Origin of the sequence: Pseudonocardia thermophila, from assembly GCF_900142365.1 — a bacterium.
GTDB lineage: Bacteria > Actinomycetota > Actinomycetes > Mycobacteriales > Pseudonocardiaceae > Pseudonocardia > Pseudonocardia thermophila.
Genome location: NZ_FRAP01000018.1, coordinates 140,651 through 155,406 on the forward strand (window position 1 = coordinate 140,651; position 14,756 = coordinate 155,406).

The 14,756-nt window shown below is 73.3% G+C and carries 12 protein-coding genes; 4 read left to right on the forward strand and 8 right to left on the reverse strand.

The genetic code is table 11. From position 1 onward, the window contains the following. Nucleotides 1-4 precede the first annotated feature (4 nt). From BUE41_RS22210 to BUE41_RS22225, 4 genes are all read left to right on the forward strand, one after another. Nucleotides 5-1,216, forward strand: a complete 1,212-nt coding sequence (locus BUE41_RS22210) for a PucR family transcriptional regulator (protein WP_073459098.1) — start codon at nucleotides 5-7, stop codon at nucleotides 1,214-1,216. A 278-nt stretch (nucleotides 1,217-1,494) separates the two neighbouring features. Then, nucleotides 1,495-1,962: a GreA/GreB family elongation factor gene (locus BUE41_RS22215; RefSeq protein WP_073459127.1), complete on the forward strand. Its 468-nt coding sequence runs from the start codon at nucleotides 1,495-1,497 to the stop codon at nucleotides 1,960-1,962. 1,301 nt (nucleotides 1,963-3,263) lie between these two features. Continuing rightward, nucleotides 3,264-3,542 carry a DUF3040 domain-containing protein gene (locus tag BUE41_RS22220; RefSeq protein WP_073459099.1) on the forward strand — a complete coding sequence of 93 codons (279 nt, stop codon included), beginning with the start codon at nucleotides 3,264-3,266 and terminating at the stop codon, nucleotides 3,540-3,542. Nucleotides 3,543-3,628: 86 nt separating this feature from the next. Next, on the forward strand, nucleotides 3,629-5,398 hold the full coding sequence (locus tag BUE41_RS22225; protein ID WP_073459128.1) for a sigma-54-dependent Fis family transcriptional regulator: 1,770 nt from the start codon (nucleotides 3,629-3,631) through the stop codon (nucleotides 5,396-5,398). A gap of 3 nt (nucleotides 5,399-5,401) precedes the next feature. On the opposite strand, the gene BUE41_RS22230 is transcribed toward BUE41_RS22225, so the two are convergent. Genes BUE41_RS22230 through BUE41_RS22265 form a run of 8 tightly spaced genes read right to left on the reverse strand, consistent with a single transcriptional unit; the run spans nucleotide 5,402 to nucleotide 14,520 of the window. Then, on the reverse strand, nucleotides 5,402-6,304 hold the full coding sequence (locus BUE41_RS22230; protein ID WP_073459100.1) for an ABC transporter permease subunit: 903 nt from the start codon (nucleotides 6,302-6,304) through the stop codon (nucleotides 5,402-5,404). Nucleotides 6,305-6,306: 2 nt separating this feature from the next. After that, on the reverse strand, nucleotides 6,307-7,437 hold the full coding sequence (locus BUE41_RS22235; RefSeq protein WP_084755600.1) for an ABC transporter permease: 1,131 nt from the start codon (nucleotides 7,435-7,437) through the stop codon (nucleotides 6,307-6,309). Then, nucleotides 7,434-8,891: an ABC transporter ATP-binding protein gene (locus BUE41_RS22240; RefSeq protein WP_159444952.1), complete on the reverse strand. Its 1,458-nt coding sequence runs from the start codon at nucleotides 8,889-8,891 to the stop codon at nucleotides 7,434-7,436. The genes BUE41_RS22235 and BUE41_RS22240 overlap by 4 nt, the downstream gene beginning before the upstream one ends. Continuing rightward, nucleotides 8,888-9,916 carry a BMP family ABC transporter substrate-binding protein gene (locus tag BUE41_RS22245; RefSeq protein WP_084755603.1) on the reverse strand — a complete coding sequence of 343 codons (1,029 nt, stop codon included), beginning with the start codon at nucleotides 9,914-9,916 and terminating at the stop codon, nucleotides 8,888-8,890. The genes BUE41_RS22240 and BUE41_RS22245 overlap by 4 nt, the downstream gene beginning before the upstream one ends. Before the next feature lie 32 nt (nucleotides 9,917-9,948). Beyond that, nucleotides 9,949-10,782 carry an alpha/beta fold hydrolase gene (locus tag BUE41_RS22250; protein ID WP_073459104.1) on the reverse strand — a complete coding sequence of 278 codons (834 nt, stop codon included), beginning with the start codon at nucleotides 10,780-10,782 and terminating at the stop codon, nucleotides 9,949-9,951. After that, nucleotides 10,779-13,160 carry a xanthine dehydrogenase family protein molybdopterin-binding subunit gene (locus tag BUE41_RS22255; protein WP_073459105.1) on the reverse strand — a complete coding sequence of 794 codons (2,382 nt, stop codon included), beginning with the start codon at nucleotides 13,158-13,160 and terminating at the stop codon, nucleotides 10,779-10,781. Before BUE41_RS22255 ends, BUE41_RS22250 begins: the two co-directional genes overlap by 4 nt. Beyond that, nucleotides 13,157-13,651 (reverse strand): (2Fe-2S)-binding protein, encoded by a 495-nt coding sequence (locus tag BUE41_RS22260; RefSeq protein ID WP_073459106.1) that lies wholly within the window; start codon nucleotides 13,649-13,651, stop codon nucleotides 13,157-13,159. The genes BUE41_RS22255 and BUE41_RS22260 overlap by 4 nt, the downstream gene beginning before the upstream one ends. Further along, complete coding sequence (locus BUE41_RS22265) at nucleotides 13,651-14,520, reverse strand: FAD binding domain-containing protein (protein ID WP_073459107.1); 870 nt, start codon at nucleotides 14,518-14,520, stop codon at nucleotides 13,651-13,653. The genes BUE41_RS22260 and BUE41_RS22265 overlap by 1 nt, the downstream gene beginning before the upstream one ends. Nucleotides 14,521-14,756 lie beyond the last annotated feature (236 nt).

Sequence of the window (14,756 nt, forward strand, 5' to 3'; positions counted from 1 at the left end):
CGGCGTGACCAACCGCAGCAGGCGCCGGCAGTGCGGCGCCGGCGAGCACGACGAGTGGCTGGCCGAGGTCGCCCGCGGGGCGAGTCACGAGGTCGGCGACGTCCCGGTCGAGCTGCTGGGCGAGTACCTGCCGCTGTTGGCCGAGGCCGCGATCTCCGGCCGGGCGCCGGAGGCGGCCGAGCTGGACGCCGTCGCGCGACTGGGGCGTCGCGCCGCTGAGCTGGGCGTGTCGGCGGGCAGCGTCGTGCAGCTGTACCTGTCGGCGGCCCGCCTGCTCTGGCAGCAGCTGCCGGAGGTGGTCCGATCGACGGACAGCGAAGCCGTCCGGTCAGCGGCCGCAGCAGTGCTGCACGTGGTGGACGAGGCGGTCGCCCGGCTGGTCGTGGCGCACACCGACGCCCGGCGCCAACTGGTGCGCTGGGAGGAGACGCTGCGCCGGGAGTTCATCGACGACCTGTTGCGCGGTGACGCGGACGTGGGCCGACTGATGGAGCGCGCCGAGCCGTTCGGGCTGGATATGGGCCGGCCGCACCAGGTGGCGCTGGCCGCGCCCGCGGACGGGCTCGGCGAGTCGGAGGAGACGATCAGCGCCCTCGAACGCGCCGTCGTGCAGTGGGCGGGCGACCGGGACGTCCTGGTCGCGACGAAGGACGGCCGGCTCATCGCGATCACCCCCGCCGACTCCGACGTCCCCGGCTCCGGGCGGGAGAGCGGCCCGGCCTCGCTGGGCGAGCTGCTGCTCGCGGAGCTGGAGCACGCGCCCGGCCGGCCGTGGCGGATCACCGTCGGCCGCCCCTACCCCGGCTCGTACGGGATCGCGCGCTCGTACGAGGAGGCCCGCGAGGGGCTCGCGATGGCCGAGCGACTGGGCCTGGAGGCGCAGCTGGTCGCGCCGGAGCAACTGCTCATCTACCGGGTACTGCTGCGTGACCAGCCGGCGATCACCGATCTCGTCCAGTCGGTGCTGGGCAAGCTCGTGCACGCCCGCGGCGGCGCCGAGCCGCTGCTGCAGACCCTCGACGCCTACTTCGCCTCTGGTGGCATCACCACGGAGGCCGCGCGGCGGCTGCACCTGTCGGTCCGCGCTGTCACCTACCGGCTCGGCCGCATCCGCGAGCTCACCGGCTACGACCCGACCGACCCGGCGCAGCGCTTCACCGTCCACGCCGCCGTGCTCGGCGCCCGGCTGCTCGGCTGGCCCGAGCGGGGCCGGTAGCGACGCACGCCACGCCGAGCCCGGTGCGCGCGCCCGGCTGACTTTGGCCAGCCCAAGTTGCCGGAGTCCGGCAACGAACGCCCGGGGAACGCGCGTCGTGAGCGGGTCAACGGCAGATCTGTAGCCGATCTCGGCAGTTGTACGGACAATCGTGTCGTATCGTGAGCAAGGAGCACGGCCGACACCCGGCCGTGCTCGACGCGCATGTCGACGAGGCATCCGCCGCGCCGTCGCGCCGGCGCGCGGACCGACGTCCACCGTTGATCGAGGAGCACGAGATGACCGGCACACAGCAGGTCTGGCTGACCAAGGACGGCTACGAGCGGCTGACGGAGGAGCTCCGCCGGCTCATCAAGGAGCGGTCCGAGGATGCGCCCCTCGACGGTTCCAGCACCGACGAGGATGTGCTCGCCGCCCGCCAGGAGCGTGAGGCGCGCATCCGCAAGCTGCAGGAGCTGCTGCAGGACCCGATCGTCGGCGAGGCACCGGCCGACGACGGCGTCGCGGAGCCCGGGATGATCGTCACGGTCTCGTATGCCGACGGTGACGAGGAGACCTTCCTCCTCGCCGAGCGCGTGCCGGATGCCTACCCCGACATGGAGCTGTGCTCGCCGCGGTCCCCGCTGGGCAAGGCGATCCTGGGGGCGAAGGAGGGCGAGCAGCGGGAGTACCGCATGCCGGACGGGCGGTCCATGTCCGTCACGGTGAAGCGAGCGGTCCCGTACGGGGGGCCTCAGGCGGCTTGACCCACGGGCGCCCGGTCTCCGCCGGACCGGTGTCTGCGTGCCGGTCCGGCGTGGTTGGGTTGGGCTGGGCGGCGTGGTTACTCTCCGCAGCGCGCGCGTGGGGCGAGTGGATTCCTCGAGCAGTGTGGTTGCGTTGACGGCCCCTCGACGGGGAACTCGAGCTGACTCACGGGTCATCGACCCGTGGTCATCTGCCTGCCTCAGAACACCTGTCCGAAGAAGATTCCGTGGGCAAACCCGAGACATGCCCTCCGCGCGCCTCGCCGCACTCGCCACACGTGCGGCAGCGCGTGCCCGAGAAGAACACCGCCGCCGCACGCGAGACCGCGACGATCCTCGAACTCGCCCGAGAACTCGCCACCGACGCCGTCACCGCTGGGCTCACCGAACCGCGCCAGATCGAGAAGCTCATCACCACGAGATCGGAGTGGCCTGCCGGGTCTTCGCCCACCGAAGTGGGGTGCGGGTGCGGATCACCCACGACCTGCACGACAGGCACGACCGGGTCCGGCCACTGTCCACCGCCGCCGCCGAGACCACACCCGACACGCACGAACAACACTGCACGCAGGCCCGGCACGGCCGCCGCACCGCCCCGAACTACTGCGACGCCCCCGCCACACACACATCGACCACACCACACCCTGACGCAACGGCAGCCGAACAGAGTCCGCCACCAGCACGGGACAGCGCGAATTCCACACCTACCTGAAAGAGCCCCGCGACCACCGCCACAACAGGCCACCCACCGAGCCGAACACCGAGCCGGGTCGACCGAGCGAAATACCGACACTGCGCGATGAACCATCGTGGCAACGGCACCACAAGCAGTCGACCACGCCCACAACCGGCGGGGAAGGCACGCACAACGAGTTCCCAGTCGAGTGGCCGCCACCGCAACCACACCATTCGTTCGAAACCAGGTCCCCGACTCAGCGCGCGACACGCGGCACGGCGAGGAGACGGACCGCGGATGCCGACCCAGCCCCGATGCCGGGACCGATGCAGGGCCGGGTCGGCGAACTGGCGGCGAGCAACGCGGATCGACTCGCCGAACCGGCGCGCTCGGGAGCGCGAACGCCGGATCCCGGAGCTGATTCGGTCGGCGATCGGCACCTAGATCGGCGGCTCAGGACCGAGGCCACGTACCGGCCGCCCACCTCGACGTCGCGGCCGTTCGGGCGCGAGGAAGCCGAGGCGAACGTCCCCAGAACGGGTTGACAGGACTTCGGCCCGGATCGGTCCGCTTCGTTCCGGATTACGATGTATGCGTACTTCCCTGCGAAGAGCGGAGGTGCGCCGTGCTCGAAGACGAGCAGAGGGCACTGCAGGAGCTCGAACGCGGGCTCGCCGCCGACGATCCCGCCTTCGTGGAGACGTTCCGGCGCCGTCAGTCACGGCTGGCGAACGCGCGCGGGCACCGCGGGGTGCGGATCGCCGCGCTGGTCGTGGCCGCTATCTGCGTGGTCCTGGTGCTCGTGGGATCCCCTGCCGGCGCGATCGCCGTGGCCGGCACCGCCGCTGCGGTCTGGCTGACCTGGCGCTTCGCCGACGACATCGACCCGCAGGCCCATCCCTGATAGGTGCAGCACACATCCGGGGAGACCCCTCCGACCTCGCATAGCCTCGGAATCCACGTCCGAGCTCCGGGTGCCGGGAGGTGACCGTGCGCGCATCCGCGCGTGCCCGTCGCGTGGCCGCGGCCCGCGAGGCGTTCCTCTCGTCCGGTTCGGCCCGGCCGGCAGCGGCCGCCGCGGTGGACGACACGATCCTCACCTCGTGGCAGCGCTCGCAGATGGCGGGCGTGCGGATCGACGTCCCCGAGGTGCCCTACTACGAGGACGTCGATCCGCGCAGCCGGTTGGCACGCTGCGCCGCGCCGGTGCTGGACCGGCTGCACGACCGGCTCGACGACATCCCGGTCAGCATCGTGCTGACCGACGCGCAGGGACGCATCATCGTGCGCCGCGACGAGGAGCGGCGGCTGGGCCGGCGGTTCGACACGGTCAGCTTCGCGCCCGGCTTCAGCTACGCGGAGACCCACGTCGGCACGAACGGCGTCGGCACGGCGCTGGAGACCGGCACCGCCGTGCTGGTGACCGGCCCGGAGCACTTCAACGAGCAGAGCACGGCGTTCGCCTGCGCCGGGGCCCCGATCCGCGACCCGCTCAGCCGCCGCATCGAGGGGTTGATCGACCTGTCCTGCCTGGCCGGGGACGCCCACCCGATGATGCGGGCGCTGGTGCAGGAGGCCGCCCGCGACGTCGAGCGGCTCCTGCTCGAGGACGGCAGCGAGCGCCAGCAGATGGTGCTGCAGGAGTTCCTCGCCGCCTGCCGCCGCCGCGCCGGAGCGGTCCTGTCCGTCGCCGGCGACGTCGTGATGGCCAACAAGGAGGCATCGGTTCTGCTCACCCCGGCCGACTCGGCGCTGCTGCGGATGACCGCTGCGGACACCCGCCGGCTCGACCCCGGCACCACGATCGAGATGTCACTCGCGGACGGCCGCTCGGCCGAGGTCCGTTGCCGTCCGGTCGCGCGCGGCCGAGAGCTCGCCGGCACGGTGTTCGAGGTCCTCCCCCGCGACGCCCACCCGAGCCGCTCACGCCGGTCGCGGCGGCCGGCGCGGGTGGCGCTCCCGGGCCTCGCCGGCCGCGACCCCGCCTGGCTCGACGCGTGCGGACAGGTCCGAGCGGCCGCCCGCCGCCGCGCGTCGCTGCTGATCAGCGGGGAGGACGGCACCGGCAAGCTCGCCGTCGCCCGGGCGGCACTGCAGGACGTCCATCAGGCGGCCGCGCCGACGATCATCGACTGCGCCGAACCGGACCCGCTCGCCGCCGTCCACGCCGCCTCCGGGCAGGCGCTCGTCCTGCGGCACCTGGACCGGCTCCCGCCAGAGGACGCCGACGCGCTCGCCGCGGTGCTGGATGCAGCGTCGCGCCGGGGGCCCGCGCCGTGGCTGGTCGGCACGGCGCGCGCAGGTGCCGACCTGCCGGAGGTGCTGCTGCAGCTCTTCACGACCTCGGTCACCCTGCCGCCGCTGCGGCACCGCATGGACGATCTCCCCGACCTGGCCGCCGCGCTGCTGAACCGGCTCGCACCCGGCCGCGGCAGCGCGCTCGCCCCCGACACCGAGCGCGTGCTGACCCGGCTGGCGTGGCCGGGCAACGTCGGCGAGCTGGCCGAGGTGCTGCGCGCCGCGCTGCGCAGACGACGCGTCGGCCCGATCCGCCGCGACGATCTCCCGGCCGGCTGCTTCACCGCCAGCCGGCGCGCCCTCACCCCGCTCGAGGCGCTGGAGCGCGACGCGATCGTCGCCGCACTGGTCGAGACCGACGGCAACCGCACCCGCGCCGCCGAACGACTGGGCATGTCCCGGTCGTCGCTCTACCGCAAGATCCACACCTACGGGATCGAGCCGGTCGACCCGACCGGCTGATCCTCACCGGCCCACCACGACCAGGCCCTTGCCCTCGTCGGCGGGGCCGCGCCCGGCCTTGGAGAACGCGATCACCACGATCGTCAGCACGTACGGCAGCACCTGCAGCGCGGCGAGCGACGCGTCATCGGTCTGGAAGCCGTAGGTGTAGGCGGCCGAGAACAGCAGCGCCGCGACCACCGCGAGCACCGGGCGCCACGCGGCGAGGATGACGCAGGCCAGCGCGACGAATCCGCGCCCGCTCGTCACACCGGTGGTGAACACCCCGACGACGCCGAGCGCGAGGAACGCCCCGCCCACCCCGGTGATCGCCCCGGCCACGGACAGCGCCGCGTACCGGACGCGAGCGACCGGCACCCGCAGCGCGTACGCGACGCGCAGCGAGTCCCCCGACGCCCGCACGACGAGCCCGGGCGCGGTGCGGAAGAAGGCCACCATCGCCACCGCCACCACCACCGCGGCGTAGACGAGCACCGGCTGGCGCACGACCACGTCGAGTGCGCCGTCGCCGGTGCTCGGCCACGACGGCCCGAGCTGCAGGGCACCAGCGGCGAGCCCGTTCGGGTACCAGCGAGCCACCAGCAGGCCGGTCGCGCCCGTCACGAGGATCTGCAGTACCAGCCCCGCGACCACATCGCCCATCGCCAGCTGCATCGACAGCAGTCCGTTGACGAGCCCCAGCACCAGCCCGGACAACAGACCGGCGAGCACGCCGAGCCAAGTCGAGCCGGACTGCACGGCCACGACGAGCGCGACGAACGCGGAGCCGAGCAGCGTCGCCTCGACCCCGACGAACAGGCTCCCGCTGCGGGAGGCGAACAGGGCGCCGAGCGCAGCGAAGGCGATCGGGGTGGCCCCGGTGATGGCGGACGACCAGAACGCGGCGGTTCCGAGCAGGTCGAACACGACTACTCCGGCTTCCGTGAGAGTGCGGCGTGCAGCCTCCGGCCCGGCCCGCTGCGGGCCAGCGCCCCGACGAGGAACACGACGACGACCGGCAGACCCTGCATGACGGTGGTGATCGCGTCGGGCACCGAAGCGGCACCCTTGATCGCCGGTCCGGCCGCCCCGATGATCCCGAGCACCACCGCCCACAGCGGGATGAGCCCCGGCGACTCCAGCGCCAGGAACGCGATCACGATGCCGAGCAGGCCCCACGCGGGCACCCAGCCCGGGGCGATGTAGTAGCGGTAGCCGAGGATGACCAGCCCGCCGGCGAGCCCGGCCAGCCCACCGCTGACGGCGAACGCCTGCCACTGCATCGCCTGCACCCGAAGCCCGGCGTGCGTGGCGGCCTCCCGGTTGAGCCCGATCGTGCGCAGCCGCAGCCCGATCGACGTGCGCCGCACCGCGACCACGGTGACGACGCCGAGGGCGAGCGCGACGAGGAACGTCAGCGGGATCCCCGGCACCGCGTCGCCCAGCTGCGCATCGGCGGCGACGCGGTCGGTGCGCGGGGTGTACTTCGCCGACGGTGAGCGCAGCGGCCCCGCGATGAGCAGGCTGATCGCGGTGGCAGCGACGAAGTTCAGCATGATCGTGCTGATCACCTCGTTGGCGCCGCGGTAGGCCCGCAGCAGCCCGGCCACGGCCGCCCACGCCGCCCCGCCGAGCACCGCGGCCACGACCGCGACGGCGATCGTGAGCACGCCCGGCAGGTCGCCGAGCGCCAGTGCGACCACCAGCGCGGCGAGGCCGCCGACCTGCAGCTGCCCGTCCCCGCCGACGTTGAACAGACCGACCTGGTAGGCCAGCCACACCGCGGTCGCCGTGAGTACGAGCGGCGCTGCCTGGGTCAGCGACGAGCTGACCGCGTGCGCCGAGCCGAACGCGCCGTCCACGACGGCGGCCAGCACGGCGCCGACGTCGTAGCCGAGCGCGGCGACGAGCAGCAGTGACACCGCGATCGCCACGACGAACGCGAGGACCTGCAGCCCGATCGGGGCCGCGAACCGCGCCAGCACCGCCGGTGCCCGGCGCGCGCTGCTGTCCTCGGCCGCCGGGTCGGTGCTGGCCTGCGTCTCGATGTCCACGCTCATGCCACGAGCTCCTGCCGGGTCGTGTACCAGGACGACAGCTCGTCGCGGTCGAAGGGGCGGCGCTGGATGCCTGCGACGCGCCCGCCGTTCATGACCGCGACCGCGTCGCAGATGCCGAGCAGCTCGTCGAGGTCACCGGACGCCACGACGATCGCGATCCCGGTGTCGGCGCGCTCGATGAGCACCTGCCGCAGCTGCGCCGCGGCCAGTACGTCCAGCCCCTGTGTCGGGTACGACACCAGCAGCACCGCCGGTGACCGCTGGAACGCCCGCGCCATCATCAGCTTCTGCTGGTTGCCGCCGGACAGCCCGTCGGCGCGGACCCGCGGATCGGGTGGGCGCACGTCCGCGGCCCGCAGCAGCGCATCGAGATCGCGCGGAGCGCGGCCGAGCACCACCTCGAAGTGCTCGGCGATCGTGAGGGTCGGCACGATGCCGGCGCGGCGCCGGTCGCCGGACACGTAGTGCAGCCCTCGCCCGGCCCGCTTGCGCAGCGGCAGGTGCTGCACGGGCTCGCCGTGCAGCTCGATCCGGCCGCTGCACCGGCGCAGCCCGGCGATGACCTCCAGCAGCTCCAGCTGGCCGTTGCCGTCCACCCCGGCCAGGCCGAGGATCTCCCCCGCCCGCAGGGAGAGCTCGACGTCGTCGAGGACGGTGCGACCGGACTCCACCGCGCTGACGTGCGCGAGCCGCAGCACCTCCGGCCCGAACTCGGCGCGCGGGCGGGTCGGCTCGGGCACCGCGGTGCCGACGATCTGAGCGGCCAGTTCGGCGTTGCTCGGCAGCTGCGGACCTGCGTGCCGGGCGACGACCCGACCGTGGCGCAGCACCGTCGCGCTGTCGGCGACGGCCTGCGCTTCGTCCAACCGGTGGGTGATCATCAGCACTGCGAGGCCGTCGGCGGCCAACCGGCGTACCAGCTCGAGGAACGGGCCGGTCTCAGCGGGCGGCAGGAACGTCGTCGGCTCGTCGAGCACGAGCAGCCGCGGCTGCGCCACCAGCGCCTTGACCAGTTCGATCCGCTGGCGCTGCGGCAGCTCCAGCTCCTCGACCGGCCGATCCAGGTCGACACCGGTGCCGAGCCGGTCCTGGATCTCCGTGGCCGCCCGCCGCAGCGCCCGGTCCGGGCGACGGCGCAGCGCGAGCGCGATGTTCTCCAGGCCGGTCATCACCGGCACGAGCGCGAGATCCTGGTGCACCGTCGCGATCGCGGGGTTCGGCCGGGTGTGGCCGGGGGCGGCGACGAGGGCGCCGGCGAAGCGGATCTCGCCCGCGTCCGGCGCCTCCCGCCCGTTGATCAGGTTGACCAGCGTGCTCTTGCCGGCCCCGTTCTCCCCGAGCAGGACGTGCACGGTGCCGGGCGCGACCTGCAGGTCGATCTCCTGGTTGGCCAGCGTGGACCCGTAGGCCTTGGAGACGCCCCGGACGTCGAGCCCGTCCTGCCCGGCGCTCACGACCCGCAACCGCTCTCGGCGGGCCACTGCACGGACTCGGTGCGCAGCTTCTCGATCACGGCGTCCAGCTGCGCTTGTTTGCCCGCCAGCTCCCCGGCCAGCGGGGTCGTGGTCACGGCGCCGTCGGCGACCCCACCGGTGTGGATCGCGGCGTCGAACGTCCCCTCCGTCCAGGTGCGCACGGCCTCCCGGTAGTCGTCACCGAAGTTGATCACGACGCTGCCGACGGTGGCGTTCGGCGCGGAGTCGGTCTCGTCGGCGAAGCTGCCGACGTAGCGGACGCCGAGCGCCTGCGCCTGTGCGGCGATCTGCGGCGAGATGACCCCGTGCACCGTGGCGATCACGACGTCGGCACCCTGGCCGACCAGGCCGGCGGTCACCGTCTGCGCCTTCTGCACGTCGGCGAAGTCGCCGGTGTTCTGGTGGAGCACCTCGGCCTGCGGGTTGACCTCGCGGGCGCCCAGCTGCTGCGCCGCGACCGACTGCGTCGTCGGGAGGATGTCGATCGACCCCACGCTGGCGATCTTGTTCGACGTGGTGGCGAGCCCGGCGATCGCGCCCTGCAGGTAGCCGTACTCGCACCAGTCGAAGTTGTAGGCGGCGACGTTGGGCAGCCCGTCGGTGCTCGACAGCGCCGACATCATCACCCAGGCCGTGTCCGGGTACTTCGCGGCCGCGGCGAGCAGGTTCTCCTCGTAGCCGTTGTCGGTGGAGAACACGATGTCCACGTCGGCGGCGCCCCAGCGGTCGAGCACCTGGTCGGCGTCGCCGTAGGCCACGGCCTCGGCGACCTCGACGTGCCAGCCGTTCTCGGCAGCGGCCTTGTCGTAGGCGGCCTTGTGCGCCGGGTCCCACGCGCCCGTCGACGCCGGGCCGACCGTGATCACCCGGACCTCGATCGGATCGGCACCGCCCGACGCGGCGGGAGCGGATCCGCCCCCGCCGCACGCGCTGACCGCGAGCGCCGCGGCCAGCGCGACCCCGATCCCGCACACGCGTCTGCGCACGGCACGGCGAACACTCATCTGGGAACCTCCACGGAGATGAGCCGCGCGCCTCAGCGGTGCGCGGCGGTGGTCTGGTCGGTGGTCGTGTGCTCGGCGAGGAACGCCGTGAGCAGCTGGTTGACCTCGGCGGCGCGCTCGACGGGCAGCGCGTGCGAGGCGCCTTCCCCCTCCAGCACGTGCAGGCGGGCGCCGGGCACCGCCGCCGCGATCTCGCGGGCGTGCGCCACGTCGACGAGCCGGTCGTCGGTGCCGCCGACGACGAGCGTCGGGACGGCCACCGTGCCCAGCCTGTCCAGCACGTCGAACGCGATGCCGCCGTCCAGGTAGGCGCGCATCGTCTCGGCGGAGGGGTAGCCGGGGTCGGCGCAGTCCGCCTGCGCGCCGTCGACCAGTCCGGCGCCGGCTGCGTTCACCGCAGACCGGGACAGGATCAGCCAGAGCGTGGCGACCTCGGCCGAGAGTGCCCCGGCGTGCTCGACGAGATCACGCAGCACCCGGAACGCGGTGGCCAGGTGCGCGTCGGTCCGTGCCCACGGGGTGAGCAGCGACAGCGAGGTGACCCGCTCCGGGTGGTCGAGCGCGACCAGGGTCGCGGCCGCTGCACCCAGCGACCAGCCGACCACGTGCGCCCGCTCGACGCCCGCCGCGTCCAGTGCTGCCACGGCGTCCTCGGCGAGGGTCGCGGCGGACAACGGGCCCGGCCCGGCGTCCTTCGACTCGCCGATTCCACGCGGATCGAACAGCACGCAGCGGTGGGCGTCCAGCAGGGCGGGCAACTGGTTGCTCCAGGAGGCTCGGCCGCGCCCGAGCGGCGGGACGAGCAGCACCGCCTCGCCGGCGCCGCTCGTCCCGCCCCGCACCTCCCAGGAGATGCGCGCCGTCACGAGGCCTCCCGGGTCCGCTCCGCGTCGCGGAGCTTGCGGCGCAGGTACTCCGGGGTGACCGGGGTCCGGTCGATCACCACGCCGAACGGGGAGAGCGCGTCGGCGATCGCGTTGACGATCGCGGCCGGCGCGGAGATCGTGCCCGCCTCGCCGACGCCCTTCACCCCACCGACGCTCACCGCAGACGGTGTCTCGATGGTGAGCAGGTCGAGCTCCGGCACCTCGGTCGTCGACGGGTACAGGTAGTGCAGGAGGCTGCCGGAGACGAACTCGCCGTTGTCCTCGTAGACCAGGTCCTCGAGCAGCGCGACGCCGATGCCGTTGGCGATCGCGCCCGCGACCTGGCCCTTCACGATGGTCGGGTTGAGCTGGACTCCGCAGTCCTCCACGGCGACCAGCTGCTCGACCTCGACCAGCCCGGTCTCGACGTCGACCTCGACGACGGCCGCGGCGCAGCCGTTGGCGTAGGTCTCCCCCGGGCTGTAGCCGGAGGTGGCGGTGAGCGCGTCGCGCTGCACGTCCTCGGGGCGGGCGGTGCCGCCGAAGTAGCCGAACAGCGCGATCTGCTGCAGCGGCACCGTCTTGCCCGGCACGCCCTTCACGCCGGCGACGCCGTCGACCAGCTCGACGTCGCCGGGGTCGGCCTCCAGCAGGATCGCGGCGAGCCGCAGGAGCCGGTCGCGGACCTGCCCGGCCGACTCGCGGATGGAGCCGAAGCCGAGCACGGCGCTGCGGCTGGCGTAGGTGCCCATGCCGAACACGGACGAGTCGGTGTCGCCGAAGACGACCCGCACGCTCTCCATGGGCACGCCCAGCTCGTCGGCGGTGACCTGGGCGAGCGTCGTCTCGTGGCCCTGGCCGTGCGAGTGCAGACCGGTGGTCACGGTGACCGAGCCGTCCGGCTCGACGGTGACGCTGGCGGTGTCGTAGTAGCCGTTGGGCAGGCCGCCCGCGGCCGCGCTCGCCGTCGCCCAGCCGGTGGGCTCGACGAACGGGCTGAACCCGACCCCGATGTAGCGGCCCTCCTCGCGCGCCTTCGCCTGCCGCTCGCGGAAGCTCGCGTAGTCGACGGCGTCGCGGGCCTTCTCCAGCGCCTCCGCGTAGCTGCCGCCGTCGTAGGTCTGGCCGAACGCCGTCGTGTAGACGTCCGGACCGATCATGTTCTGCAGCCGCAGCTCGACCGGGTCTTTGCCCAGCTCCCTGGCGAGCTGGTCGATCGCGACCTCGCGGGCCAGCTGGCCGGGGACCCAGCCGACGCCGCGGACGGCACCGATCTGGCACTTGTTGGTGAGCGGGTTGTCGACCGAGTACGCGACGTCGCGGACGTCGTAGCAGCTGGTCAGGTAGATGCCTGCGCACTGGGAGTCGACCAGCGGAGTGAACGGGATCGAGGAGAACGCGCCCGAGTCGGTGACGAAGTGGCCGCGGAAGGCGGTCATCGTGCCGTCCGCCTTCGCGGCGATCTCCATCGTGCAGATCATGTCCTTGGAGTGGACGCCGGCGGCGAGGTTCTCCCACCGGTCCTCGATCCACTTCACCGGCCGGCCCGACAGCTTCGCGACCGCTGGGATGACGACGTCCTCGGGGAACACGGTGCACTTGAGGCCGAACGCGCCGCCCACGTCGGGCGAGCTGATCGTCACCCGGCCCTCGGGCACGCCCAGCACGGGCGCCACGAACATGCGCAGCAGGTGCGGCATCTGGGTGGAGGCCCAGATCGTGTAGCGGCCGCCGGCGCGGTCCTCGTACTTCGCGACGACGCCGCGGCACTCGATCGGGGCGGCGGTGGACCGCCCGGAGTGGAACCGCAGGCGGGTGACGTGGTCGGCCTCAGCGAACGCGCGCTCGACGTCGCCCGCCGACTCCTCCAGGTGCGAGATGTTGTTGGTGCCCAGGGCCTCGTCGACCAGCGGGGAGTCGGGCTCCAGGGCGGCGAGCGGGTCGAGGACCGGCTCCAGCGGCTCGTACTCGACGTCGACGAGGTCGCGGCCGTCCTCGGCGAGGTACGGCGAGCGGGCCAGCACGACCGCGACCGGATCGCCGACGTGCCGGACCACGTCGGTGGCCAGCGGGGTGCGGGAGTGGGCGAGGATGCCGTCGCGCATCGGCCCGGTGGCGACCATGGGGTTGAGCCAGGCCAGGTCGGCCGCGGTGTAGACGGCGACCACGCCGTCGAGCGCGAGCGCGTCGGACGCGTCGATGTTCAGGATGCGGGCGCGGGCGTGCGGGCTGCGCACGAACGCCGCGTGCAGCATGCCGGGCAGCGTGATGTCGTCGACGTAGCGGCCCTGGCCGGAGAGCAGCCGCGGGTCCTCCACGCGCTGCACCGAGCGGCCGACGTAGCGGGCCGAGCGGGGACGGGTGTCTTCGATCGTCATGCCGAGGCCGCCTTCCGCGTCTGCGCGGCGCGGCGCACCGCTGCGATGATCCCCTGGTAGCCGGTGCACCGGCAGATGTTCCCGGACAGGTAGTCGCGGATCTCGTCGTCGGTCGGATCCGGGTTCTCCGCCAGCAGCGCCTCGGTGGCAGCCAGGAACCCGGGCGTGCAGAACCCGCACTGCAGGCCGTGCTCGGCCCGGAAGGCCTCCTGCACATCGGAGAGCGCGCCGCCCTCGGCCATGCCCTCGACGGTGTCGACGCGGCAGCCCTCCGCCTGCACGGCGAAGGTCAGGCAGGAGCGGGCCGGCTGACCGTCGATGAGCACGGTGCAGGCCCCGCACACGCCCTGCTCGCAGCCGACGTGCGTGCCGGTCATGCCGAGACCGTGGCGCAGGAAGTCGCTGAGCAGCGTGCGCGGCTCGGCGATGCCGACCATCGGCTCACCGTTGACGGTCATCTCGACCGCGACGTTCCCCTGGCGGGTCTCCATCAGTTCTCCCCCTTCGGGTTGGTGGCGGCCTCGAGCAGGGCCCGCCGGACGATCGCCGCGGTCGCCTCCGTGCGGTACGTGGCGCTGACGAACGAGTCTTCGGCGACCTCGATGTCGTCGAGCGCGACCTTCCCCGCGGCGGTGGCGGCCTCGGCGTCGCCGACGCGGGTGCCGACGAGCAGCCGTTCGGCAGCGGCCGAGCGCACCGGCCGGGACGAGACCGCGAACAGCGCGACCCGCGCGTCGGTGACGACGCCGTCGGCGTCCGGGGTGAGGCGGACCGCGACCCCGGTCAGCGCGTAGTCGCCGTGGCGCCGGGCGACCTCGGCGAACGCCCAGTGGCTGCCACCGAGGGCCGGGACGTCGACGTGGCCGAGCAGCTCGTCCTCGGCGAGGACGGTGGTGTAGTGGCCGAGGAAGAAGTCGGTGGCGGCCACGGTCCGGGTGCCGCCCGGCCGGTGCACGGTGAAGGCGGCGTCGAGTGCGAGCATCGCCGCGGGCAGCTCGGCGGCGGGCTCTGCGTGGGCGATGCTGCCGCCGAACGTGCCGCGGGCTCGGGTCGCGGGGTGTCCGACGTGCCGCAGCGCGGCGGTGATCAGCGGCCAGCGGCGCTGCACCGTCGCGTCGGCGAGCACCTCGGCCTGCCGGGTGGTGGCGCCCACCCGCAGCGATCCGTTGGCGGAGATGCCGGCCAGCCCGTCGATGCGGCCGATGTCGACCAGCGCGCTCGGCCGCGCCAGCCGCATGTTCATCATCGGGATCAGGCTCTGGCCCCCGGCGAGGACCTTCGAGTCCGGGTTCGCACCCAGCGCCTCGATGGCCTCCGCGAGCGATCCAGGCCTGAGGTAGTCGAACTGCGCAGGTTTCACAGGTCCTCCCCGGCCTCACTGCGGCCACGACCGCGTCGTGGTGCGGCGTGATGTCGCGGTGCATGACACCGGCCCGGGGAGCCGCTGCGTGTCCCATCCTGGGACACGCGCTCGGGACCGGCTCGACTGTCATGAGCCGCATGGACCAGAGCCTGTTCAACGAGATCTGCCTGCAGCAGCTGAGGCTGTCCGGGGTGCACGAGGGTGAGACGGTGGCTGTGTTGACCACTGGTGAC

Coding starts and splice junctions, on each gene's coding strand:
- BUE41_RS22245 (WP_084755603.1), bottom strand. CDS start 9,916: ATGAGTGTTCGCCGTGCCGTGCGCAGACGCGTGTGCGGGATCGGGGTC.
- BUE41_RS22235 (WP_084755600.1), bottom strand. CDS start 7,437: ATGAGCGTGGACATCGAGACGCAGGCCAGCACCGACCCGGCGGCCGAG.
- BUE41_RS22215 (WP_073459127.1), top strand. CDS start 1,495: ATGACCGGCACACAGCAGGTCTGGCTGACCAAGGACGGCTACGAGCGG.
- BUE41_RS22260 (WP_073459106.1), bottom strand. CDS start 13,651: ATGGAGACCCGCCAGGGGAACGTCGCGGTCGAGATGACCGTCAACGGT.
- BUE41_RS22255 (WP_073459105.1), bottom strand. CDS start 13,160: ATGACGATCGAAGACACCCGTCCCCGCTCGGCCCGCTACGTCGGCCGC.